This window comes from Pseudomonas sp. AL03 (assembly GCF_029960815.1).
Taxonomy (GTDB): Bacteria; Pseudomonadota; Gammaproteobacteria; order Pseudomonadales; family Pseudomonadaceae; genus Aquipseudomonas.
On the sequence record NZ_JASBRE010000021.1, the window covers coordinates 1 to 21,399 of the forward strand.

Here is a 21,399-nt window from a genome sequence, read left to right on the forward strand (position 1 = left end):
GTTTACCAAGGAGTTTCCCGTTTCGACTGCGCCGGAAGTGGGGCGAATTATAGACGTCCAGAATCTGCCGTCAACACCTAATTACGCTTTTCTATAAGGATGTTCAAAATCGCTGCTATATATAGACGCGCCCGTAACGAATGCGCAGTATATTGCTCAATAACACTCTTGCTTTCTACTTCGGACGATGCCACGCAATGAATGACCAACCCCGCAGCCTTGCCTCGACTCTGTTTTCGGTTGGCCTGCTGTTGATAGCCATGGCATCGATCCAGTCGGGAGCCTCCCTTGCTAAAAGTATGTTCCCCATTATCGGCGCGCAGGGGACCACCACCCTGCGACTGATCTTTGCCAGCGTGATCATGATGCTGATACTGCGTCCCTGGCGAGCGAAGCTCACCGCAAAATCCCTGCGCACCGTCATCGTCTACGGAATGGCGTTAGGCGGCATGAACTTCCTCTTCTATATGTCCTTGCAAACCGTACCTCTGGGGATCGCGGTTGCGCTGGAATTCACCGGCCCACTGGCGGTAGCCATCTTTGCGTCACGTCGCGCGATTGACTTTTTGTGGATCGCCCTGGCTACCATCGGTTTACTGCTGTTAATACCTACGGGAGAAACGACTGCGGGAATCGATCTGGTAGGCGCCGGTTATGCATTGGGCGCGGGTGTCTGCTGGGCGCTGTACATTCTGTTCGGCCAAAAGGCCGGCGCCGACAATGGCGTGCAGACCGCGGCACTGGGGGTGATGATTGCGGCACTTTTTGTAGCCCCTATCGGCATCGTCCATGCTGGCGCCGCGCTGCTCACTCCCTCACTGATCCCCGTGGCCATCGCTGTCGCCATTCTGTCCACCGCCGTGCCCTACACGCTGGAGATGATCGCCCTCACCCGAATCCCAACCCGGACCTTCGGAACGTTAATGAGCATTGAACCTGCGATCGGCGCACTGTCGGGCCTATTGTTTCTTCATGAGTACCTCTCACTGTCACAATGGATGGCCATCATGTGCATCATTCTGGCTTCCATAGGCGCGACCATGACGATGGGGCGTGCGGCCAAGCCTGCAGTCGCTGCAGATTGAGACAGGATTTGACGAGGGTCTGGTATTTGCCGCGCAATTAGGCCATGTTTAGGCCCGTAACCCAGTGTCAGACATGGATTTTTCAGATAGGGATATCAGAACGCTTCAAGCGAAAGCGAATGCAGCCAGACCCGGGCGCAAAGATCCGGGACGCTATAAGGACAGCAATGAAACGAATTTTGATACTGATCGCCGTACTTGCGGTTGCGGGCTGCGCGGCGACATCGAAAACCCAGGTAAAACACGGCAAGAAAGGGCTGCATATCAACTGTTCCGGGCTCTCATCATCCTGGGACAAGTGCTACACCAGCGCTGCCAACTCGTGCGCACCCAAAGGTTACAAGGTCATCGCCAAGTCGGGGGACGCCGTGGAGGAACCAGGCGATTACCCGTTCGGCCTCAACCCTGCCGGCTATACCAGCCGCAGCATGATTGTCATCTGCAAATAGGTTGATACCGCCTTGTCAGGTTCGTGGACCTGCAATCTGGCGGCCAATCTCATCGTAACTGGACTTCAGCACCGTGCGCTGGATGTCTGGCGTGGCCAGCATTCGTGCCACAACCAACGCACCGATACATTGCGACAGAATTGCCCATGCCAGGCTGTCGCTTTCCAGAACCCGCGCCCAACTCTGCTGAAGCCGACAAATCCAGTTCTCCGCCTGCTGACGAATCATCACGTCTGAGCGTGCAATTTCAGCCCCCAATGCCGGCAAAGCACAACCGGATTCCGGGTGCTCGACATGGGCCATGCTCAGGTAGCGTTTCAGGCAGCGCTCGAGCTTGTCACGATTCTGGTCCGCCCCTAAACGCTCCAGGCTTTGGCACAACTCACGCTCGACGATTGAGGCGAATAGTTCATCCTTCGAAGAAAAGTGACTGTAGAAAGCCCCGCCACTCAAGCCGATCGCCTTCATCAGACCGTCGACACCTACCATTGAAAAACCTGACTTCTTGGCCGACACCGCACTGCTTTCAAGTAGTTTCTCTTTGGTTTCGAGTTTGTGATTGGCCGAGTAACGCATTGCCTTGCCCTCAGGATTGATCGCCTTGACGCTTGCCGAATCGTAGCATAACGTTCGTTTAGTTAACGATCGTTTAGCAAAGGGATCTACCCATGAATAACAAGAAAGTCGTACTGGTTGTAGGCGCAGGAGATGCCACAGGCGGCGCCATTGCGAAACGCTTTGCGCAGGAAGGATTTGTGGCTTGTGTCACCCGCCGCAGCGCGGACAAACTCCAGCCGCTGGTGGATACCATCAAGGCCGATGGCGGTGAAGCCCATGGTTTTGCCTGTGATGCGCGCAAGGAAGAGGACGTGATTGCGTTGGTCGAGCAGATCGAAAGCCAGATTGGCCCAATCGAAGCGTTCGTTTTCAACATCGGCGCCAATGTGCCTTGCAGCATTCTCGAAGAAACCGCGCGCAAATATTTCAAGATCTGGGAAATGGCCTGCTTCTCAGGTTTTCTCAACGCTCGTGAAGTGGCCAAGCGCATGGCCAAGCGTCAACGCGGCACTATCTTGTTCACCGGTGCCACCGCAGGCATGCGTGGAGCAGCAGGGTTTGCGGCTTTTGCCGGCGCCAAGCACGGGATTCGCGCCCTTGCGCAAAGCATGGCTCGAGAACTGGGGCCAATGAACATTCACGTCGCCCACGTCGTAGTCGACGGTGCCATCGATACCGATTTTATCCGCGAGAGTTTCCCCGAGAAGTACGCGACCAAGGACCAGGACGGCATTCTCAATCCTGAGCACATCGCCGAGAACTATTGGTACCTGCACAACCAGCCCCGTGACGCATGGACCTTCGAGCTGGACCTGCGTCCCTGGAGCGAACGCTGGTAAACCCACCCTAAAATAATAAGCAGAGCGCATCGACCATGAGCAAAACCGTAGAGTTCTATTTTGACCTCGGCAGCCCAGCCACCTACCTGGCTTATACCCAGCTGCCGAAGATCTGCGAGCAGACCGACAGCCAGCTGATCTACAAGCCGATGTTGCTGGGCGGGGTCTTCAAAGCCACCGGCAACGCGTCTCCGGCAACCATCCCGGCCAAGGGCCGGTACATGTTTCAGGACCTGGATCGCTATGCCAAGCGCTACGGCGTGCCGCTGAAGTTCAATCCACACTTCCCTATCAACACCCTGATGTTGATGCGCGCCATCACCGGCATGCAGTTGCGCCATCCCGAACGCTTTCAGGCGTTCATCGATTGCCTGTTTCACGCGCTTTGGGTTGAAGGCCGCGACCTTGTTGATCCGGCGACTGTCGCGACAGTTCTGACACAGAACGGTTTCGATCCTAATGAGGTGCTGGCCCTGACTGCCGACGAGGAAGTCAAAGCCACTCTCAAGGACAACACAGAGACAGCCGTGCAACGAGGCGTATTTGGTGCCCCGAGCATGTTTGTCGATAATCAGCTGTTCTTCGGTCAGGATCGCCTGGACTTCGTCCTTGAAGCCCTGCGTTAAATTTCGTCGACTACAAGAGCCAGGCGCTTGAAGAAGCGCCTGAACTCCAACCGATCAAATAGCCGCAGTGCGGGTGTTCAACCACTCAAGGGCTGCACCGTCGAGCAACGGGCTCAAGCGCTCGCGCACCTCGGCGTGGTAGGCGTTGAACCATTGTTTTTCGTCATCCGTCAGCAGCGACGGCTCCAGGCAACGAGTGTCGATCGGGCACAACGTCAGGGTCTCAAACTTCAGAAACTCACCGAATTCACTTGTGCCCGCCTCGCGGTTCAACACCAGGTTCTCGATCCGCACACCCCAGCGTCCCGGACGGTAAGTGCCCGGCTCGATGGAGGTGATCATGCCCGGCTGCATTGCAGTTTGTGGCGCGGCGGCGGCTTGGTAGGCGATGACCTGCGGGCCCTCGTGCACGTTGAGGAAGTAGCCGACGCCATGACCGGTGCCGTGACCGTAATCAACGCTTTCAGCCCAGATTGGCGCGCGGGCAATGGAGTCCAGCAACGGCGACAGAATGCCTTTCGGGAATTGCGCACGGGACAGCGCAATCACGCCTTTGAGCACCCGCGTGCAATCGCGCTTCTGCTCATCGGTCGGCGTACCGACCGGCACCATCCGAGTGATATCGGTGGTGCCGCCCAGGTACTGGCCGCCGGAGTCGATCAACAACAGACCATCGCCTTCGATCACCGCGTGTTCTTCTTCGGTGGCGTGGTAGTGCGGCATCGCGCCATTGGCGTTGAATGCGGCAATGGTGTTGAAGCTCAGCGATACATATCCCGGACGTCGGGTACGCGCCGCCGTCAGGTGTTCGTCGATGGTCAATTCGGTGATGCGCTCACGACCCAGCGCAGTGTCCAGCCAGGTGAAGAACTCGCATAGCGCCGCGCCGTCCTGCTCCATGGCCTGACGAATGTGCTCGGCATCGGCCAGGCTTTTTTGCGATTTGGCCAACGTCGTCGGGTTCAGGCCTTCGACCAGCTTCACGCCGCTATCCAGGTTATCCAGCAAGCCTGCGGTGACGCGCGCCGGATCGACTTGCAGACTCGCCCCGTTCGGTACGGCGCGCAAGGCGGCAGCCACTTCGCTGTAGTCGCGCAGGGTTACGCCGTCCTGTTCGAGGACTGCGCGCAGTTCGGTATCGACCTTGCTCAGGGCCACGAACAGGGTTGCCTGCTGCTGGCTGATCAAAGCAAAGGAAACAAACACCGGATTGAACGACACGTCGCCGCCGCGCAAGTTGAACAGCCAGGCGATGTCATCGAGGGTGGCGATGAAATGCCAGTCGGCACCGCGATCTTTCAAAACCTCACGCAGCTTGGCCAGTTTCTCGCCGCGGCTGACAGTCGCCTGAGGCGGCAGGTGTTGATAGATCGGTTCATTCGGCAGCGTCGGACGGTCGCTCCAGACTCCGCTCAACAAGTCGATGTCGGTGCGCAGGCGTGCGCCGCGTTCTTCGAGCTTGCCACCCAACGTACGCGCCGACGCCATGGCCATCACTGCACCATCTACCGCGACGACGCCGCCTTCAGGGGTTTGCTCGGCCAGCCAGTCCAGCGGGCCGGGTTGACCCGGTTGCAGCTTGACCAGTTCGATACCGCTGCCCTTGAGTTCCTTGGTCGCTTGTTCCCAATAACGGCTGTCGGCCCACACACCGGCAAAGTCCGGCGTAACAATCAGCGTGCCGACCGAGCCATGGAAGCCCGACAACCATTGCCGCCCTTGCCAGTAACCCGGCAGGTACTCCGAAAGATGCGGGTCGGCCGACGGCACCAGCAGAGCGTGAATGCCCTCCCGGCTCATCAGTTCGCGGGTTTGCGCCAGGCGTTGGGGCACCGATCCATTGATCGAAGGCTGCGTACTCATCGTGTCTCCTGCTAATCACTGCATCATTATTGTTGAGTGCCGATCAACGCCGGCACTTTCAGACCTTATTGCCAGAATGCCGGAGCACTGGCGCAGGCCGCTTGAATCAGGTGTACCGCTTGGTCGATGTCCTGCTCGGTACTGAACCGGCCGAGACTCAAGCGAATGGTGCGACTCGCCGAGCGGGCGTCATGCCCCAGGGCCAGCAGCACATGGGAGGGAGCATTGCTAGCGGAGTTGCAGGCCGAGGTCGCGGAAAACGCAATCGAATGGCTCAGCGCCGCAGAGTTGAACTCGCCTTCGTTGAAGGTCAGGCTCAGGGTATGGGGAATGCGTTGGGTCGGGCTGCCATTGAGCCGAACCCCGGGAATGCTCAGCAGCGGCTCAAGCAAGCGTTCACGCAGACGCACGATCGTGGCTTTCTCTTCGTCGAACGAGGCCGCCGCCAATGCAAAGGCCACACCCATGGCGACAATCTGGTGAGTCGCCAGGGTCCCGGATCGCAAACCGCCCTCGTGACCACCGCCGTGGATCTGCGCCTGCAAGCGCTGTTGCGCGCGAGGCCCGACATACAACGCGCCGATGCCTTTGGGACCATAGAGTTTGTGGGCGGAAAACGACATCAGATCCACCGGCCACTGGGCCAGATCGATCGCCACTTTGCCCGCGCCCTGGGCCGCGTCGACATGGAACAACGCATCGCGATCACGCACTACCTGACCAATGGCCGGGATGTCGTTGAGGGTGCCCAGCTCGTTGTTGACCAGCATCAGCGACACCAGAAAGGTGTCTTCGCGCATCGCTTCGCTGACCGCTTGCGGGGTAATCAAACCCTCGGCGTCAGGCACCAGATAAGTCACCGCAACACCGGCGTCCTGCAACTGCTTTGCCGTGTCGAGAATCGCTTTGTGTTCAATCTGGCTGGTGATGATGTGGCCGCCAGCAACGCCAAGGGCCTGGGCCACGCCCTTGAGGGCAAGGTTGTTCGATTCGGTGGCGCCGGAGGTCCAGACGATCTGTTGCGCCTGAGCGCCGACCAGTTCGGCGACCTGTCGCCGCGCCTGCTCGACCGATTGCCGGGCCTGTTGCCCGAACGCATGGGAGCTGGACGCCGGATTGCCGAAGTTGCCGGTAAAACCCAGACACTCGACCATGACCTTGATGACCCGCTCATCCACCGGCGTGGTGGCGGCGTAGTCGAAATACAGAGGACGTTTATTCATAGAAGACTCGCAGAGCGTGTTCCGGGATCAGGAAGCTCGTCACTGAAACGTCAAACGCAGCCTCGTGAGCTGCGCCGACCGTTCATAGCGTTAGAAATACCTGATTGGAGGCCGTTAAAGAAGAACAACTTCATTTAAAAGTGCGTAGGAACGCTCCTGAAGTCGAGCTTAACAGGCATCGGGCAACCGGTTGAAGCAATGCGTCAGTCAAAGCTTTCGAGCAACAACGGATACAGCGAAGCCACCAGCAGCAAGGCCATGCCCCAGTTGAACAGCCGCAACCAGCGGCGATCCTTCAGCACGTTGCGCAACAACGTGCCGCAACCAGCCCAGACACCAACGCTCGGCAGGTTGATCAAGGCAAACACGGCCGCAGTCACGATGACATTAGTGAAGTAGCCCTGCATTGGCGTGTAGGTGCTGATGGCACCGATGGCCATGATCCAGGCCTTGGGGTTGACCCACTGAAACGCTGCGGCGCCCAAATAGCTGATCGGCTTACTCTCGCCCTTTTCGCTCTCGGAAACCGGACCTGAATGGGCGATTTTCCACGCCAGATACAACAAATACGCCGCGCCGACGTAACGCAGAACGCTGTAGAGCAAAGGATAGGTTTGAAACACTGCCCCCAAGCCGAAACCTACCGCCACGACGAGCACGAAGAACCCACAGGTGACGCCAAGCATGTGGGGAATGGTGCGGTTAAAGCCGAAGTTCACACCCGATGCCAGCAACATTGTGTTGTTGGGGCCGGGAGTAATCGAGGTAACAAGCGCAAACAGGGCGAAGCCCAGCAGCAAATCGAGCGAGAGCGTCATAGCGGCGATCCATCAGGTCAGTCAGGTGTTGACCCTATCGCACGCCTTGAGGGAAACCCATGGACAGTTACGTAAAACTTCGACCCGTACAGTCTCAGCCAGGACGTCCGTGAAGCTGTACAGCACGTTCGGCATTCATTTCGCCTTGTTTGTCGAAACTGAACGACTTTTGCGGTTGGCCGAGCAATTCGGCTTTTTTCGCGTGGTACTCCTCAAAAGACAGACCGCGACGATTCAACGCCTCAAGTGCCAATTCCCTGGTTTTTTCCGCGGTGTACGGCCGTAATTCCGGGGAAACATGGCTGGTACATCCGGCGAGCACGGAGACCGCAAGCAGCAAGAAAGTAGCGATTAGAGGTTTCATTGTGAGCGTCCTGACATCTGGGTTCGAGGCAATGAACACAGGCTACGCCGGGCATCCGATCAGCAGAAATCAACGCTCTCGATAGTGGCTATCGACTTTGACTAATGCCGCTCAGGTAGACCGCCTTATATCTCCAAACGATCTATAAATAATAATTTAATGTCTTTTACGGAATAACACCGAGTCTTTATAACAACCATCGCTTCACGCACTGTTGCCCAAGCAACTGTTTGCCGAGCAACAGTCATTCAAAAAACAGCGCTTCCATTCGAAAAGCGTCAACCGGCCAACGCGCTGAAAGCCCCGTGAATAGGGGCTCCGAGGGATTGGTACAGCTCTTGCTCACTGTCAGTGACTACTCACTGCTCCCTGAGCAACTGTTTAAAAAGGAACTGATCATGTCGCGTCCATTGAAAGTCGTTGCCCTCTCCGGCGGTACCTGGCATCCGTCTCGCACGTTAGTGCTCACTCAGGCGCTGTTGACGCAGCTGGCCGAGCAATTACCGATTGAAGGCAAGCTGATTGAACTGGGTGACATTGCCCGACCGTTGGGCGCCGCGTTGTCCCGTCAGGAATTGAGCGCCGAGATCGAAGCCGAACTGCAAGCGATCGAACACGCCGGTATTGCTGGCCGCCACCGGTGGCAGCGAGCGTCATGCACTGGTGCTCGATCACCAGTTGCGACCGCTATTCAGTTTCTTCCAGGCCCTGACGTTGCCCATTGGCGTCTATGCCTCCGAAGCCGCCTTCTCCAATTACCAAATAACCAGTGAGCCCTTGAAGGCCCGCATTCGTCTTGCTGCAGAACGCGCCGCGCCGTTGTTCGGCGTGCACCCCAAAAATCTGCTGAAAATCGCTTAAGGGTCTCTTCATGGATGTTTTCTGGTTTCTGCCGACTCACGGCGACGGCCATTACCTGGGCACCACTCAGGGCGCACGCCCGGTGACACTCGACTACCTGAAACAAGGGGCCCAGGCTGCCGACAGCCTTGGCTACCACGGTGTACTGATTCCAACCGGACGCTCTTGCGAAGATTCGTGGGTCATTGCTTCGGCGCTGGTCCCGCTGACCGAACGGCTGCGTTATCTGGTGGCGATCCGGCCGGGGATTATCTCGCCGACGGTCTCGGCGCGCATGGCCGCCACGCTGGCTCGACTGTCCAATGGCCGCTTGCTGATCAACGTGGTAACGGGTGGCGACCCAGATGAAAACCGTGGCGACGGCATCTTCCTCGATCACAGCGAATGCTACGAAGTCACCGACGAATTCCTGAAAATCTGGCGTCGGGTGTTGCAAGGCGAATCGGTGGATTTCGAAGGCAAACACCTGCAAGTGCAGAACGCCAAGGCGCTGTATCCGCCGGTGCAAAAACCCTATCCACCGCTGTACTTCGGCGGCTCTTCCGAAGCCGCCCATGAACTGGCCGCCGAGCAGGTTGATGTCTATCTGACCTGGGGCGAACCACCGGCCGCCGTGGCGGAAAAACTGGCCGATGTGCGTGAGCGTGCAGCCCGAAACGGTCGCACGGTGAAGTTCGGAATTCGCTTGCACGTGATCATCCGCGAAACAGCCGAAGAGGCCTGGAAAGCCGCGGAAAAACTCATCGAACACATCAGCGACGAAACCATCGCGGCAGCGCAGAAGTCGTTCTCGCGTTTCGACTCAGAAGGTCAGCGGCGCATGGCGGCGTTGCATGACGGGCGTCGCGACAACCTGGAAATCTCACCCAACCTGTGGGCCGGCGTCGGCCTGGTGCGCGGTGGTGCCGGGACGGCGTTGGTGGGCGATCCGCAGCAAGTGGCGACGCGAATCAAGGAGTACGCGGACCTGGGGATCGAGCGTTTTATCTTCTCCGGCTATCCGCACCTCGAAGAAGCTTATCGCTTTGCCGAGCTGGTGTTCCCGCTGTTGCCTGAGCCATACGCCAGCCTTGCTGGGCGCGGCGTCACTAACCTCACCGGGCCGTTTGGCGAAATGATCGCCAATGATGTGCTGCCGGCTAAAGCCTCGGCCTGACAAGCAATCCCTGTGGTCGACTTCACTGAGGAACCCTGCGTGACAGCCAAACCACAAAGCGCCCTGTTGTCCCCCTTGCAGACCGCCCGCCGATTGGCCGCCGAGTTTGCCCTGGCCGCTGTCGAGCGCGATGAGCGTGGCGGTACGCCCAAAGCCGAACGTGACGCCTTGCGTCACAGCGGTCTGCTCGCGTTAAGCATTCCCACCCAGTACGGCGGCCTCGGCGCCAGCTGGAGTGACACCCTGACCATCGTGCGCGAGTTCGCCAAAGTCGACAGTTCGATTGCCCATGTCTTCGGCTTCCATCACCTGATGCTCGCCACCGTCCGCCTGTTCTCCCGGCCCGAGCAGTGGCAGCCGTGGTTCGAACAGACGGCCCGCAAGAACTGGTTCTGGGGCAACGCCCTCAACCCGCTGGACACCCGCACCGTGGTGAAAGACCTTGGGGGCTGGCGTGAGTTTTCCGGCAAGAAAAGCTTCTGCTCCGGCGCCAGCAATTCGCAAATGCTGATCGCCTCGGCGGTGGATGAAAGCGCTGGCGGCAAGCGGTTTGAAGAGGCCGACGGCGGCACGTTGTTCCTCGACGAAATCGGCGATTTGCCGATGGCGATTCAGGTCAAGTTGTTGCGGGTGTTGCGGGTGTTGCAGGAGCGCGAAGTGGTACGACTGGGTTCGCGCAAGAGCATTCCCATCGACGTGCGCGTGCTGGCGGCGACCAACGTGCAACTGGAAAAAGCCATCAACGCCGGGCACTTCCGCGAGGATCTGTACTACCGCCTCGACGTGGTCAGCCTGGAACTGAGCCCGCTGCGCGACCGCCCCGGCGACAGCCTGCCGCTGACCCGACACTTCGTCGAAGCCTACAGCCAGCGCCTCGGATACGGCGCCATCACCCTCAGCAAAGAAGCCGAACTGAAACTGCGCAGCTACAGCTGGCCTGACAACATCCGCGAACTGGAAAACGTCATTCACCACACCCTGCTGATCTGCCGAAACGGTGTAATCGAACGCGACGACTTGCGCCTGTCGAACATGCGCATCGAGCGTCACTCGAAGAACAGGCCGGAGCGCTGCATGAGAAAGTCGAAGACGCTTTGCTGCGGGCGGCCTATCGTTTCAGCCATTACAACCAGGTGCACACCGCCGCGCTGCTGGGGTTGAGCAGCAACGTAACGCGCACGCGACTGATCAAAATCGGTGAGCTGGCAGTGAACAAGCGCCGGCCCACGGAAAACCTACAGGGCGAACGTGTCATGCAGTTGTCGATCTAACCCACCAGATTGCAGTGCAGCGCGTTGTCGTGGCTGCGTTCCAGGCTGTGCAGCACCTGGAACGAGCCAAAAGTCACGGTTTTCGCCTGATGGGCGCGGATCAGTTGCCAGAAATCCTGCTCGCCGCTTTCAAAGCTTTGAAACGCGGCATCTCCCGCCTCGCGTGTTTGCCATTGCAGGTAGTTGAGCACTCGCCGGCCATCGTCGCTGGCCTGGATGCTCGCACTCAGAAAACCGCTGTAGCCTTGGGCGAGGCGCTCGGTCTGTTTCGACAAGGCCGCCACCAGCGCGGGCTGTTGATGGGGTTCGATCTCGAATTCGATCAGTTGGGTAAAGCTGCGATTTTTCTCAGACGCTTGCATGAATAGTCCCCACTTACGTGTAAGCCGGACCTTGCGATCCGAAGGCCTGCAGGGTAAAACCTCTAGCTAACTAGAGGTCAAGGGGCATTTTTAAATGATCACCTCGGAAAATCTGCCTATGGAACTCACCGTCGGCCAATTGGCTGCGCGCAGCGGCGTCGCGGTCACGGCGCTGCACTTTTACGAGTCCAAGGGTTTGATCAAAAGTAATCGCAACCCAGGCAACCAGCGGCGTTATCCACGGGAAGTGTTGCGGCGGGTGGCGTTGATCAAAGTAGCTCAGCGATTGGGCATTCCACTGGCGGAGACTGGAGAGGCATTGAAATCGTTGCCGGACAACCGGGCGCCGACGGCGGCGGACTGGAAGGTGTTGTCGGCGCAATGGAGTCGGGATCTGGATGAGCGGATCAATCAGCTCGTGCTGCTGCGGGACCGGCTTAATGGCTGCATTGGGTGTGGGTGTCTATCGATGGAGGCATGTCCGTTGCGTAATTTTGGCGATGTGTTGGGGGAGCAAGGGCCCGGGGCGCAGCTGCTTTAATGATAACTGAACAGTGATTACTGCTCGTCGGGGGTTCGGTCGAGCGAAAAACGCTGACCTATAGTTACTCGACCGGAAATCGGCGAAGGAACACTTTTCACTCACGACAAGAGAACAGGGAGAACCATCATGAGCGTCAAACCCATTCCAGAGGGTTATCACAGCATCACCCCGTATCTGGGCATTCAAAAAGCGGCCGAAGCCATCGAGTTCTACAAAAAAGCCTTTGGCGCCACTGAAGTCATGCGCCTGTCCATGCCCGATGGCGGCATCGGGCATGCCGAACTGCGTATCGGCGATTGCCCGATCATGCTTGGCACGCCTTGCGATCAGGGCCCTTTGAGCAATCCGGACACGTCGCCGTCCGTGGGCCTGCACCTGTATGTGAACGATGTGGACAAGTCGTATAAACAGGCAATTGCCGCCGGTGGCACGGTGGTGTCCGAGGTCAAGGATCAGTTTTATGGCGACCGTTCGGGGACCTTGAAGGATCCCTAAGGGCATCTGTGGTTTCTGGCCACGCGCAAGGAAGATCTGACTCAGGAGCAGATTGAGCAGCGGGCGAAGGAGATGTTCAAGCAGGGTTGAACCTAATGATCGTTCCTTCGCTCTGCGTGGGAACGATCATGGCTCTACACACTTCATGAACAATTTACGCACAGCCGCACCCAAGTAAACAAAATCCCGCCCCCCAGCAATACGAAACATTTTCTTTCACATCCCCGTTCGGGATTTCCAATGCTCATCCGTCTTATTTAGATGCAGTCGGCCCGCGTAGGCAAAAGCCACGGCCTGGCCTTTCATGGACCTCATTGCTGGGAAGCCCCTAGCTGCGGCCCACTCATCGAAACAAGACCTTTAATCATGTCGAAGAAATCCCGTTCAAAACTCTGGTTTCTGGTCCATAGCTGGCTGGCGCTGCCGATCTGGTTTTTCGTGCTGATCGTCTGCGTGACCGGCACCCTGGCGGTGGTCAGTCAGGAAATCGTCTGGCTGGCCAACCCGCAAATGCGCGCCAGCCAACCCTCGGACGATGCGCCGCTGCTCAGCTATGACCAGATCATCGCCGCCATCAAGAAGGCTGAGCCCAACACCCTGGTCGAGGCCATCAGTCGGCCCGATGAATCGCACTTCGCCCTCGACGTAGACGTCAGCTATCCCGATGGTCGCTCCGTGACGGTTTACGTCAATCCCTACAGCGGCGTCATTCAGGGCACTGCCCCGCCATTCAATTTCAAGGCGTTTACCCGCGCGCTGCATGGCTGGTGGCTGGTGCCGTTTACCAATGGCTACAGCTGGGGATGGTATCTGGTGTCGTTTCTCAGCCTGCCATTGCTGGCTTCGTTGGTCACCGGGCTGGTGGTCTACAAGCGCTTCTGGAAAGGTTTCTTCCGACCGACTTTGCGCATTCGTCACGGTGCACGGATTTTCTGGGGCGACTTTCATCGCCTCAGCGGCATCTGGTCGATCTGGTTCATCGCGGTAATTTCCGTCACCAGCACCTGGTTCCTGATTCAGGCGTTCATGTTCGATAACCAGATTTCGATTTCCACCGCGCCGGTGACTGCCGTGGTTGCGCGTGAAAGTGTCTCGCTGACGGCCGACGGTTCGCCTGCGCCGATGATCAGTCTGGAGACGGCCATTCGCCAAGCCAAGGAACGTATTCCCGGCCTGGACGACAGTTTCGTCAGCCTGCCCGCCAATGCCTATAGCTATCTATCGGTGGGCGGGCGCAGTTGGTATCCGCTGATGTTCCAGACCGCCGACATCAACCCGTATACCGGCGACATCGCCGCCACCCGCCTGTTGTCGGACCGCTCCGGCCTGGAGTGGGTGACCGAATCCATGCGTCCACTGCACACCGGCGATTTCGGCGGCATCTGGATCAAACTGATCTGGTTCTTCTTCGGCCTGATCCTCAGCATGATGGTCCTCAGCGGCCTGTTGATCTGGACCAAGCGCACCGCCCTGGCCACGGCCAACGCCCTCAGACGCAGCAACAAACGCCCACGCAGTCAGGCCGCTGCGGCCACCCGCCGCGAAACCACGGAGGCCAGCCAATGAGCCTGTTCGCCGCAGAAAAACCGGGCTCGAAACTGAGCCGTTTCTGGCACAAATGGCGCTTCCATATCAACGTGTTGCTGTTGCTGGTGCCGCTCGGGTTCATGCCCAAATACTTCGCCGACGCCGCGTTGTTTCGCGGTGACACCGGTTTGGGTGAGCGGGAAATCGGCGAGGTTCAGGTGGGTCCCTGGAGCCTGCGACTGGCCGAGTTGCGTAACGAAGCGCCGACGCTCGATGGCCCGGCCGGCTACATGAAGAACTTCAACGCGGCGCTGTGCGACCGCTGTCGTGATCAGGTCAAGGCCACTTACCTGCGCATTGGTAAACCACGCAGCCTGCGCGCGGCCGGGGTGATTTTCTTCGGTACGCCGTACCGCATGGGCGCGATGCTGCCGATTCCCGAGAAGACCAAAGCCGACGCCGAGCTGTGGATCACCATGGAAGGCTGGGATGGCGCGATGCATCAGGCCGCCATCCCGCTGAGCCAGGCATCCCCCGCCACCGTCGAGTGGCTGAACAAACAAGGAGGAAAACCATGACTTTTCGTCCTCTCAGCGCCGTGCTGCTGGTGCTCTGCGCCGGTTTCAGCGCCAGCGCCCTGGCCCACAACCCGATGTGCGAATGCAAAGTCATCGACGCCGAGCAGATCAAATGCACCGGCGGTTTCTCCGACGGCAGCGGCGCGCCGGGCGTGACCCTGGATGTGATCGGCTACGACGAAACCATCCTGGTGCCCGGCAAGCTCGGTGCCGATTCAACCTTGACCTTCAAGAAGCCGGGCGCCGAGTTCTACGTGCTGTTCGACGCAGGTCCCGGCCACGTCGTCGAGATCGACCAAGCGGACATCGAAGCCCCATGAGTACGCCAACCACCCACGTCGTCCGCCCGGCCGGTGCCGGCCATGAAACCCTTTATGTGTTGCTGTTGTGCCTGATGATCCTGGCGGTTGCCGGCTCGGTGGTCGCCTGGCGCCATGAATCTCAGGAAGTCAGTAGCGTAGGCAGCCATCAACTGGATGCCCGCCGTGACTTGAGCGCGTCCGAGCAAGGCATCTACGCCGACCTGCGGGTGACGCTCGACGAAATTCACCTGCTGCGTCAGGAGCAACAGGCGCTCCCCGCCCCCGCGGCCCTTGCCGATGAAGGTTTTGCGCCGTTCGCCCAGGACGCCAGTTCCGTCAGCCGCGGCGCTCATGCCTGGCAATTGCTCGACGCCAAGGCTTACTTCGGCCAGAGCCAGACACCCACCGTGGCGGGTTCGTTTTTGATGCGCTTGACCGCTGACGGCGATGCTCCGGACGTCTGGCTCAACCGCGGCAAAGCCCTCGCGGTCCCGAGCGATCTCACCGACGCCGCGCTCGAAAGCGCCGGCTGGCAGCAGATCGTCGCGCAGTTCGATGCCGGCGTGACCCGCCAGCACCGGCACTGAACCCTCGCCTTCACCCGAGAGAAGAACGCTTTCCCATGCCTATTTCATCTCAACGTCGTCTACTTTTGCGCCTGCTGCTGGTTGGCCTGTTTGCCTGTCTGCTGACACCCATGACCCATGCTGACGAGGCCAAGCGCCTGCGCATCGGCATCACCCTGCACCCTTATTACAGCTACGTGGCGAACATCGTCGGTGACAAGGCCGAGGTGGTGCCGCTGATTCCGGCCGGTTTCAACCCACATGCCTACGAGCCGCGCGCCGAAGACATCAAGCGCATCAGCGGGTTGGACGTGATCGTGCTCAACGGCGTCGGCCATGACGACTTCGCCGACCGCATGATCGCCGCCAGCGAAACCCCGAACATCCCCGTGATCGAAGCCAACGAAAACGTGCCGTTGCTGGCCGCCACCGGCGTCGCCGCTCGCGGCGCCGGCAAGGTCGTAAACCCGCACACGTTCCTGTCGATCAGCGCCTCGATTGCCCAGGTCAACAACATCGCCCGGGAACTGGGCAAGCTCGACCCGGCCAACGCCAAGACCTACACCCAGAACGCCCGCGCCTATGGCAAGCGCCTGCGGCAGATGCGCGCCGATGCCCTGGCGAAACTGACCCAGGCGCCGAACGCGCAACTGCGAGTGGCCACTGTCCACGCGGCGTACGACTATTTGCTGCGCGAATTCGGTCTGGAAGTCACCGCGGTGGTCGAACCGGCCCACGGCATCGAACCGAGCCCGAGCCAGCTGAAAAAGACCATCGATCAACTGCGGGATCTGGACGTGAAGGTGATCTTCTCGGAGATGGATTTCCCGCCCACCTACGTCGAGACCATCCAGCGTGAATCCGGGGTGAAGCTGTATCCGCTGTCGCACATTTCCTATGGCGAATACACCGCCGACAAGTACGAAAAGGAAATGACCGGCAACCTCAACACCGTGGTCCGGGCGATTCAGGAGTCTGGCAAATGACTGTTCAAGAAACCCTGACGGTGCAAAGCGCCGGCCCGACCCTCGATTTCTCCGACGTCAGCCTGACACTGGGCCGCACGTCGATCCTCGACAACGTCACGTTCCAGGTTCAGCCCGGCAGCGTGCATGCGCTGGTCGGCCCAAACGGTGGCGGCAAGAGTTCGCTGATCAAGACCCTGCTCGGGCAGATGCCGCATCAGGGCCGTTTGAGTCTGCAATGGCCCGGCACGCCGGGGGCCATCGGCTATGTGCCTCAAGCCCTGGAATTCGATCGGGGCTTGCCGATGACCGTCGATGATTTCATGGCGGCCATGTGTCAGCGCCGTCCGGCGTTCCTCGGCTTGAGCAAACACTACGCCGCCGCTATTGGCGAAGCCCTGGAGCGGGTCGGCATGCAGGACAAACGCAAGCGGCGCATGGGTGCGTTGTCCGGCGGTGAACGGCAACGGGTATTGCTGGCTCAGGGTCTGATTCCGGCGCCGCAGTTGCTGGTGCTCGACGAACCGATGTCGGCGCTCGATGAGGCCGGTATTCAGGTGTTCGAACGGCTGCTCGGCGACTGGCGCCAGAGCGGGATCACCGTGCTGTGGATCGAACATGATCTGGAAGCGGTTGGACGGCTGGCGGATCGCGTCACCGGGCTCAATCGCCGGGTGCTGTTCGATGCCGCGCCGAAACAGGCACTGACGCCGGAGCGATTGCTGACGCTGTTTTCGACCCATCCACGGAGCGCTGCCTGATGAGTTACGAAGCCTTTCGTTTGATGGTTCAGGGTTGGGCCTCGTCGGGTTATCTGCCCGAGGCGCTGGCCTACGGATTTGTGGTCAACGCGCTGCTCGCCGGCTTGCTGATCGGCCCGGTACTGGGTGGGTTGGGTACGTTGGTGGTGGTCAAGCGGTTCGCGTTTTTCTCCGAAGCGGTGGGCCATGCGGCGCTGACCGGCGTGGCCATCGGCATTCTGCTGGGCGAACCTTACACCGGGCCTTACGGCAGCCTGTTCGGCTACTGCTTGTTGTTTGGCATCTTGCTGAACTACCTGCGTAACCGCACGGGTCTGGCGCCGGATACGTTGATCGGTGTGTTTCTGTCGGTGTCGTTGGCATTGGGCGCCAGTCTGCTGCTGATTCTGGCGGGCAAGATCAACGTACACATCCTCGAAAACGTGCTGTTCGGTTCGGTACTGACGGTGAACGGTAATGACTTGCTGGTGTTGGCCATCGTCGGCTCGCTGGTCATGGCACTGGCCTTGCCGCTGTACAACCGCATCATGCTGGCCAGTTTCAACCCGCAACTGGCGGCGGTTCGCGGTGTGGCGGTGAAGACGCTGGATTATCTGTTTGTGATTCTGGTGACGCTGATCACCGTGGCGGCGGTAAAAGTCATCGGCGCGATTCTGGTCGGTGCCCTGTTGGTGATTCCAGCGGCGGCGGCGCGTTTGCTCAGCCAGTCGCTCAAGGGATTCTTCTGGTGCTCGGTGCTGATCGCCACGGTCAGCACGCTGTGCGGGATCCTCGCGCCGATTGTGTTCGACCTGCCTATCCCGTCCGGCGCCGCGATCATTCTGGTGGCCGGTATCGCCTTCGCTCTCGCTGCCATTGCCCGTGGCGTCGTCCCAAGCCTGAAAGGGAATCTCGGATAAATGTCTTTTTCTCTGCGTCAACTGACCCTGGCATTGACCTTCACATTGCCCCTGTGTGGGCTGGTCAATACATCCATAGCGGCTGACAGCGCCAAACCGCTGCGTGTATTGGCCTCCTTACCGATCACCTACGGTTTGGGCGAGGTCTTGCTCAAAGGCACCGACGTCAACCTAGAACGGGCCGCGCCAGCCAATCTGCCAGGCAGCCGTCAGACCGCGTACTTCACAGGTCGTGGCGCTCCGGCGCTGGCCAAACTGGCGGCCGATGCCGATGCGGTGATCGGCCTGCGCTCGCTGTGGGCGGATGACCCGCTGTACCCGATCGCCCGGCGCAGCAACATCCGTATTGTTGAGGTCGATGCCGCGCGCCCGGTGGATGGCGCCTTGCCCGGCATCGCCCTGCAAGCTGGCAACAAGGTCGATGGGTTGAACAGTCAGCCGTGGTTTTCCAGTAACAACATGGGGCGGATGGCGGACGTGATGGCGGCGGACCTGGTGCGTCTGGCGCCCGAGGCCAAGCCGACAATCGAGGCCAACCTGGCGGCGCTTAAACAGCGCTTGCTCACGTTCAGCGCCGACAGCGAAGCGCGGTTGGCCAGCGCCGACAACCTCAGCGTGATGAGCCTGACTGATCACTTTGGCTATCTGATTGGCGGCGTCAACCTGGAGCTGATCGGCCTCGATGCGCGGCCGGACGCCGAGTGGACACCTGAAGCGCTCAAGCAATTGGGCGCGACGCTCAAGGACAATGACGTGGCGGTGGTGTTGCATCATCGGCAGCCGTCGGATGCGCTGAAAGCAGTGATTGCCGAGGCAGGTAGCCGATTGGTGGTGTTGAGTGTGGATGCGGCGGATCCGGTGGCCGAGCTGGAAGGGAATGTGGATTTGGTGATCAAGGGGTTGAGCGGGGCGTAAAGTCAGACAACACAAACTCCAGATCAAAAAAAGCCCGCTGACCTTACCGGTTCAGCGGGCTTCTTTTCTGCGCCGTGACTTAATGAGCCACAGCCGCCTGTTCTTCCATTTTCTGACGCAGGCTCAGAGGACGCATGTCAGTCCAGGTTTCTTCGATGTAGGCCAGGCATTCCTTTTTCAGGCCGCTCTTGCCCACGGTGCGCCAGCCTGCAGGCACCGCTTTGTAGTCGGGCCAGATCGAGTATTGCTCTTCGTGGTTGACCACGACCTGAAAGAGGATGTCCTCGCGGTCGAATACTGAAGTCATGGTGTTTCTCCATCGCTGTAGGGTGGGCTGCACTGCGTGCGCAGCCGTTATGTAAAAGGAACGTGCCAGAGGTGGAAAAATTTAGAGACTGGCGGTGGCCGCGGCCATGGCCCTGCCGAAAATCTCGGCCACCCGATCGATTTCCGCCGCAGTGATCACCAGCGGTGGCAGGAAGCGCACCACGCCGCCATGACGACCGCCCAGTTCAAGAATCAAGCCGCGCTTGAGGCATTCACGCTGCACCAGCGGTGCCAGACGACCGAAAATCGGTGGATGACCCAATACATCTGGCGCACCCGTCGGATCGACCAGTTCAACGCCAAGCATCAAGCCGCGCCCCCGAATGTCACCCAGTTGCGGGAAGTCCCGTTGCAAGATGCGCAGGTGTTCGCTCAAGCGTTCGCCCATGGCAGCGGCGTGCTCGCAGACCTTGTGTTCAGTCAGGTAACGCATCACCGCAGAACCTGCCGCCATGGCCATCTGATTGCCGCGGAAGGTCCCGGCATGGGCGCCCGGCAGCCAGGTGTCGAGCCAGTCACGATAGACCACCACGGCCAGCGGCAAACTGCCGCCGATGGCTTTGGACATGACCACCACATCGGGAATGATCCCGGCGTGTTCGAAGGCGAACATCTTGCCGGTGCGGGCAAAACCGCTCTGGATTTCATCGACGATCAGCGCCACGCCGGCCTTTTCGGTGATACGTCGCAGGCCGCGCAACCAATCGAGATCGGCCGGGATCACCCCGCCCTCGCCCTGCACCGCTTCAACGATCACTGCCGCTGGCAATTGCACACCCGCCTCGGGATCATTCAGCAGGTTTTCCAGGTAATTCAGATTGACCTGCACGCCTTGCGCGCCGCCGAGCCCGAACGGGCAGCGGTAATCGTAGGGATACGGCATGAACTGCACGCCACTGCTGAGCAAGGCGCCCAAGGGCTTTTTCGGCCCCAGACTGCCCATCAGGCTCAGCGCGCCCTGGCTCATGCCGTGATAACCGCCCTGGAACGACAGCACAGTGCTGCGTCCGGTGGCGGTGCGCACCAGTTTCAGCGCGGCTTCCACCGCGTCGGTGCCGGTCGGGCCGCAGAACTGGATCTTGGCTTCAGCGGCCAATGTCGGCGGCAGCAAACCGAACAGGTCCTGAACGAACTGATCCTTGACCGGGGTGGTCAGGTCGAGGGTGTGCAGGGGCAGTTCATCGGTCAGCACTTGCTGGATCGCTTGGATCACCACCGAATGGTTGTGCCCCAGGGCCAGGGTTCCGGCGCCGGCCAGGCAGTCGATGAAACGGCGGCCTTCGACGTCTTCGACATAAATGCCCTTGGCACGTTTGAGGGCCAGGGGAATGCGTCGCGGATAGCTGCGGGCATTCGATTCCTGCTGGTTTTGACGGGCCAGCAACGGCGATTCATTGAACTGATAAAGCGTCTCAGTCGGCGCCGGAGTGATCCGGGCCGACTGATCTTCCATAAGGCTGGTAGCGACTGACATCTCTCGACCCCTCAATAAGGTTTTCCTGTTCTGGAAACGCGTCAGGGCGCCGAGGATTTAGACCCTCGATCAGCTTTCTATGAAGGGGGTGTCAGCGCTTTGCACATGGGAATGGCATGGAGCCCCGCCACCGCGAAGGTTTCAGCGCAAGGCTGGTAACCCAGATGACGGTAAAAAGCTTCACTGGTTCGCGTGCTATTGAGTCGTGCCTGGCGCAAACCCTGATCGGTCAACCAGCCTTCGAGATCGTGCACCAGTGCTTGCCCGGCCCCGCGACGAAACCATTCCGGCTGCACGTAACAGAACGCGACCTTGCCACTGATGCCGGCCATGGCGACCCCGACCGGTTTGTCCTGCAACAGGGCGATGTTCAGGTACAACCGCGGGTCGGTCAGCCAGGGCTGCACGTGTTCGATGGTCTTGTTGTGGGTCCAGGTGGCGACGGTTAGCGGATTGTTGCGATGGTCGAGCGCGCAACCCACGCGAATGGAGCGCTCGACGATCCGGCTGATGATGCCGGCGTCGGCGGGGGTTGCCTTGCAAATGTGTAGGGGTGCATCCATGGCGCTGT

At 59.6% G+C, this 21,399-nt stretch carries 23 protein-coding genes and 4 pseudogenes; 18 read left to right on the top strand and 9 right to left on the bottom strand.

The window, feature by feature from the left end:
- Positions 1–197 precede the first annotated feature (197 nt).
- Both rhtA and QK293_RS19510 read left to right on the top strand, forming a co-directional pair.
- Positions 198–1,085 carry a threonine/homoserine exporter RhtA gene (rhtA, locus tag QK293_RS19505; RefSeq protein ID WP_282380000.1) on the top strand — a complete coding sequence of 296 codons (888 nt, stop codon included), beginning with the start codon at positions 198–200 and terminating at the stop codon, positions 1,083–1,085.
- Between the two features lie 167 nt (positions 1,086–1,252).
- The gene (locus QK293_RS19510; RefSeq protein ID WP_041069802.1) at positions 1,253–1,534 is read left to right on the top strand and encodes a hypothetical protein; all 282 of its coding nucleotides are present in this window, start codon (positions 1,253–1,255) and stop codon (positions 1,532–1,534) included.
- A gap of 15 nt (positions 1,535–1,549) precedes the next feature.
- On the opposite strand, the gene QK293_RS19515 is transcribed toward QK293_RS19510, so the two are convergent.
- A complete protein-coding gene (locus tag QK293_RS19515; RefSeq protein ID WP_282380006.1) occupies positions 1,550–2,110 on the bottom strand; it encodes a TetR/AcrR family transcriptional regulator in 561 nt (186 codons plus the stop codon).
- Between the two features lie 92 nt (positions 2,111–2,202).
- Here QK293_RS19515 and QK293_RS19520 point away from each other — a divergent pair, with 92 nt between their 5' ends.
- Both QK293_RS19520 and QK293_RS19525 read left to right on the top strand, forming a co-directional pair.
- Positions 2,203–2,931 (top strand): SDR family oxidoreductase, encoded by a 729-nt coding sequence (locus QK293_RS19520; protein WP_282380008.1) that lies wholly within the window; start codon positions 2,203–2,205, stop codon positions 2,929–2,931.
- A gap of 35 nt (positions 2,932–2,966) precedes the next feature.
- A complete protein-coding gene (locus tag QK293_RS19525; RefSeq protein WP_282380010.1) occupies positions 2,967–3,557 on the top strand; it encodes a 2-hydroxychromene-2-carboxylate isomerase in 591 nt (196 codons plus the stop codon).
- A gap of 54 nt (positions 3,558–3,611) precedes the next feature.
- On the opposite strand, the gene QK293_RS19530 is transcribed toward QK293_RS19525, so the two are convergent.
- The 4 genes from QK293_RS19530 to QK293_RS19545 form a co-directional block, all read right to left on the bottom strand.
- On the bottom strand, positions 3,612–5,420 hold the full coding sequence (locus QK293_RS19530; RefSeq protein WP_282380012.1) for an aminopeptidase P family protein: 1,809 nt from the start codon (positions 5,418–5,420) through the stop codon (positions 3,612–3,614).
- A gap of 65 nt (positions 5,421–5,485) precedes the next feature.
- Positions 5,486–6,643: an aminotransferase class V-fold PLP-dependent enzyme gene (locus QK293_RS19535; RefSeq protein ID WP_282380014.1), complete on the bottom strand. Its 1,158-nt coding sequence runs from the start codon at positions 6,641–6,643 to the stop codon at positions 5,486–5,488.
- A gap of 203 nt (positions 6,644–6,846) precedes the next feature.
- On the bottom strand, positions 6,847–7,461 hold the full coding sequence (locus tag QK293_RS19540) for a LysE family translocator (protein ID WP_282380015.1): 615 nt from the start codon (positions 7,459–7,461) through the stop codon (positions 6,847–6,849).
- Between the two features lie 94 nt (positions 7,462–7,555).
- Positions 7,556–7,825: a hypothetical protein gene (locus QK293_RS19545; RefSeq protein ID WP_282380016.1), complete on the bottom strand. Its 270-nt coding sequence runs from the start codon at positions 7,823–7,825 to the stop codon at positions 7,556–7,558.
- Positions 7,826–8,223: 398 nt separating this feature from the next.
- On the opposite strand from QK293_RS19545, the pseudogene QK293_RS19550 reads away from it, so the two are divergent.
- The 4 genes and pseudogenes from QK293_RS19550 to QK293_RS19565 form a co-directional block, all read left to right on the top strand.
- Positions 8,224–8,686: pseudogene (locus QK293_RS19550) on the top strand (NAD(P)H-dependent oxidoreductase).
- Between the two features lie 10 nt (positions 8,687–8,696).
- Positions 8,697–9,842, top strand: coding sequence for an FMNH2-dependent alkanesulfonate monooxygenase (gene ssuD, locus QK293_RS19555; RefSeq protein ID WP_282380017.1), 1,146 nt, complete (start codon positions 8,697–8,699; stop codon positions 9,840–9,842).
- A 39-nt stretch (positions 9,843–9,881) separates the two neighbouring features.
- A pseudogene (locus QK293_RS19560) lies at positions 9,882–10,388 on the top strand (acyl-CoA dehydrogenase family protein); the annotation flags it as partial.
- A 3-nt stretch (positions 10,389–10,391) separates the two neighbouring features.
- A pseudogene (locus QK293_RS19565) lies at positions 10,392–11,113 on the top strand (sigma 54-interacting transcriptional regulator); the annotation flags it as partial.
- Here QK293_RS19565 and QK293_RS19570 read toward each other — a convergent pair.
- Entirely contained in the window at positions 11,110–11,475 is a 366-nt protein-coding gene (locus QK293_RS19570; RefSeq protein ID WP_282380019.1) for an antibiotic biosynthesis monooxygenase, read from the bottom strand. The pseudogene QK293_RS19565 and the gene QK293_RS19570 overlap by 4 nt on opposite strands.
- 94 nt (positions 11,476–11,569) lie before the next feature.
- Here QK293_RS19570 and soxR point away from each other — a divergent pair, with 94 nt between their 5' ends.
- The 10 genes and pseudogenes from soxR (at position 11,570) to QK293_RS19620 (ending at position 19,027) form a co-directional block, all read left to right on the top strand.
- On the top strand, positions 11,570–12,016 hold the full coding sequence (gene soxR, locus QK293_RS19575) for a redox-sensitive transcriptional activator SoxR (protein ID WP_282380021.1): 447 nt from the start codon (positions 11,570–11,572) through the stop codon (positions 12,014–12,016).
- A gap of 129 nt (positions 12,017–12,145) precedes the next feature.
- A pseudogene (locus QK293_RS19580) lies at positions 12,146–12,604 on the top strand (VOC family protein).
- Between the two features lie 276 nt (positions 12,605–12,880).
- Complete coding sequence (locus tag QK293_RS19585) at positions 12,881–14,080, top strand: PepSY domain-containing protein (RefSeq protein WP_282380023.1); 1,200 nt, start codon at positions 12,881–12,883, stop codon at positions 14,078–14,080.
- Positions 14,077–14,619, top strand: a complete 543-nt coding sequence (locus QK293_RS19590) for a thiamine pyrophosphate-binding protein (RefSeq protein ID WP_282380025.1) — start codon at positions 14,077–14,079, stop codon at positions 14,617–14,619. Before QK293_RS19585 ends, QK293_RS19590 begins: the two co-directional genes overlap by 4 nt.
- Positions 14,616–14,939 carry a hypothetical protein gene (locus QK293_RS19595; protein WP_282380028.1) on the top strand — a complete coding sequence of 108 codons (324 nt, stop codon included), beginning with the start codon at positions 14,616–14,618 and terminating at the stop codon, positions 14,937–14,939. Before QK293_RS19590 ends, QK293_RS19595 begins: the two co-directional genes overlap by 4 nt.
- Positions 14,936–15,508: a DUF6162 family protein gene (locus QK293_RS19600; protein WP_282380030.1), complete on the top strand. Its 573-nt coding sequence runs from the start codon at positions 14,936–14,938 to the stop codon at positions 15,506–15,508. The genes QK293_RS19595 and QK293_RS19600 overlap by 4 nt, the downstream gene beginning before the upstream one ends.
- Before the next feature lie 35 nt (positions 15,509–15,543).
- Positions 15,544–16,473 carry a metal ABC transporter substrate-binding protein gene (locus QK293_RS19605; protein ID WP_282380032.1) on the top strand — a complete coding sequence of 310 codons (930 nt, stop codon included), beginning with the start codon at positions 15,544–15,546 and terminating at the stop codon, positions 16,471–16,473.
- The gene (locus tag QK293_RS19610) at positions 16,470–17,213 is read left to right on the top strand and encodes a metal ABC transporter ATP-binding protein (RefSeq protein ID WP_282380034.1); all 744 of its coding nucleotides are present in this window, start codon (positions 16,470–16,472) and stop codon (positions 17,211–17,213) included. Before QK293_RS19605 ends, QK293_RS19610 begins: the two co-directional genes overlap by 4 nt.
- A complete protein-coding gene (locus QK293_RS19615; protein ID WP_003226663.1) occupies positions 17,213–18,112 on the top strand; it encodes a metal ABC transporter permease in 900 nt (299 codons plus the stop codon). Before QK293_RS19610 ends, QK293_RS19615 begins: the two co-directional genes overlap by 1 nt.
- On the top strand, positions 18,113–19,027 hold the full coding sequence (locus tag QK293_RS19620; protein ID WP_282380039.1) for a zinc ABC transporter substrate-binding protein: 915 nt from the start codon (positions 18,113–18,115) through the stop codon (positions 19,025–19,027).
- A 79-nt stretch (positions 19,028–19,106) separates the two neighbouring features.
- Here QK293_RS19620 and QK293_RS19625 read toward each other — a convergent pair whose 3' ends face one another.
- From QK293_RS19625 to QK293_RS19635, 3 genes are all read right to left on the bottom strand, one after another.
- On the bottom strand, positions 19,107–19,334 hold the full coding sequence (locus QK293_RS19625) for an MbtH family protein (protein ID WP_008152757.1): 228 nt from the start codon (positions 19,332–19,334) through the stop codon (positions 19,107–19,109).
- A gap of 81 nt (positions 19,335–19,415) precedes the next feature.
- Positions 19,416–20,828 carry an aspartate aminotransferase family protein gene (locus tag QK293_RS19630; RefSeq protein WP_282380041.1) on the bottom strand — a complete coding sequence of 471 codons (1,413 nt, stop codon included), beginning with the start codon at positions 20,826–20,828 and terminating at the stop codon, positions 19,416–19,418.
- 77 nt (positions 20,829–20,905) lie between these two features.
- The gene (locus tag QK293_RS19635; protein WP_282380043.1) at positions 20,906–21,391 is read right to left on the bottom strand and encodes a GNAT family N-acetyltransferase; all 486 of its coding nucleotides are present in this window, start codon (positions 21,389–21,391) and stop codon (positions 20,906–20,908) included.
- Between the last annotated feature and the right edge of the window lie 8 nt (positions 21,392–21,399).

Bases quoted from the DNA above. Each gene is read 5' to 3' on its own strand.
- QK293_RS19530 (WP_282380012.1), bottom strand. From the start codon at position 5,420: ATGAGTACGCAGCCTTCGATCAATGGATCGGTGCCCCAACGCCTGGCG.
- QK293_RS19525 (WP_282380010.1), top strand. From the start codon at position 2,967: ATGAGCAAAACCGTAGAGTTCTATTTTGACCTCGGCAGCCCAGCCACC.
- QK293_RS19625 (WP_008152757.1), bottom strand. From the start codon at position 19,334: ATGACTTCAGTATTCGACCGCGAGGACATCCTCTTTCAGGTCGTGGTC.
- QK293_RS19545 (WP_282380016.1), bottom strand. From the start codon at position 7,825: ATGAAACCTCTAATCGCTACTTTCTTGCTGCTTGCGGTCTCCGTGCTC.
- QK293_RS19630 (WP_282380041.1), bottom strand. From the start codon at position 20,828: ATGTCAGTCGCTACCAGCCTTATGGAAGATCAGTCGGCCCGGATCACT.
- QK293_RS19570 (WP_282380019.1), bottom strand. From the start codon at position 11,475: ATGCAAGCGTCTGAGAAAAATCGCAGCTTTACCCAACTGATCGAATTC.
- QK293_RS19535 (WP_282380014.1), bottom strand. From the start codon at position 6,643: ATGAATAAACGTCCTCTGTATTTCGACTACGCCGCCACCACGCCGGTG.
- QK293_RS19540 (WP_282380015.1), bottom strand. From the start codon at position 7,461: ATGACGCTCTCGCTCGATTTGCTGCTGGGCTTCGCCCTGTTTGCGCTT.
- ssuD (WP_282380017.1), top strand. From the start codon at position 8,697: ATGGATGTTTTCTGGTTTCTGCCGACTCACGGCGACGGCCATTACCTG.
- QK293_RS19610 (WP_282380034.1), top strand. From the start codon at position 16,470: ATGACTGTTCAAGAAACCCTGACGGTGCAAAGCGCCGGCCCGACCCTC.
- QK293_RS19595 (WP_282380028.1), top strand. From the start codon at position 14,616: ATGACTTTTCGTCCTCTCAGCGCCGTGCTGCTGGTGCTCTGCGCCGGT.
- QK293_RS19600 (WP_282380030.1), top strand. From the start codon at position 14,936: ATGAGTACGCCAACCACCCACGTCGTCCGCCCGGCCGGTGCCGGCCAT.
- rhtA (WP_282380000.1), top strand. From the start codon at position 198: ATGAATGACCAACCCCGCAGCCTTGCCTCGACTCTGTTTTCGGTTGGC.
- QK293_RS19615 (WP_003226663.1), top strand. From the start codon at position 17,213: ATGAGTTACGAAGCCTTTCGTTTGATGGTTCAGGGTTGGGCCTCGTCG.
- QK293_RS19520 (WP_282380008.1), top strand. From the start codon at position 2,203: ATGAATAACAAGAAAGTCGTACTGGTTGTAGGCGCAGGAGATGCCACA.
- QK293_RS19620 (WP_282380039.1), top strand. From the start codon at position 18,113: ATGTCTTTTTCTCTGCGTCAACTGACCCTGGCATTGACCTTCACATTG.
- QK293_RS19635 (WP_282380043.1), bottom strand. From the start codon at position 21,391: ATGGATGCACCCCTACACATTTGCAAGGCAACCCCCGCCGACGCCGGC.
- QK293_RS19515 (WP_282380006.1), bottom strand. From the start codon at position 2,110: ATGCGTTACTCGGCCAATCACAAACTCGAAACCAAAGAGAAACTACTT.
- QK293_RS19605 (WP_282380032.1), top strand. From the start codon at position 15,544: ATGCCTATTTCATCTCAACGTCGTCTACTTTTGCGCCTGCTGCTGGTT.
- QK293_RS19590 (WP_282380025.1), top strand. From the start codon at position 14,077: ATGAGCCTGTTCGCCGCAGAAAAACCGGGCTCGAAACTGAGCCGTTTC.
- QK293_RS19510 (WP_041069802.1), top strand. From the start codon at position 1,253: ATGAAACGAATTTTGATACTGATCGCCGTACTTGCGGTTGCGGGCTGC.
- QK293_RS19585 (WP_282380023.1), top strand. From the start codon at position 12,881: ATGTCGAAGAAATCCCGTTCAAAACTCTGGTTTCTGGTCCATAGCTGG.
- soxR (WP_282380021.1), top strand. From the start codon at position 11,570: ATGATCACCTCGGAAAATCTGCCTATGGAACTCACCGTCGGCCAATTG.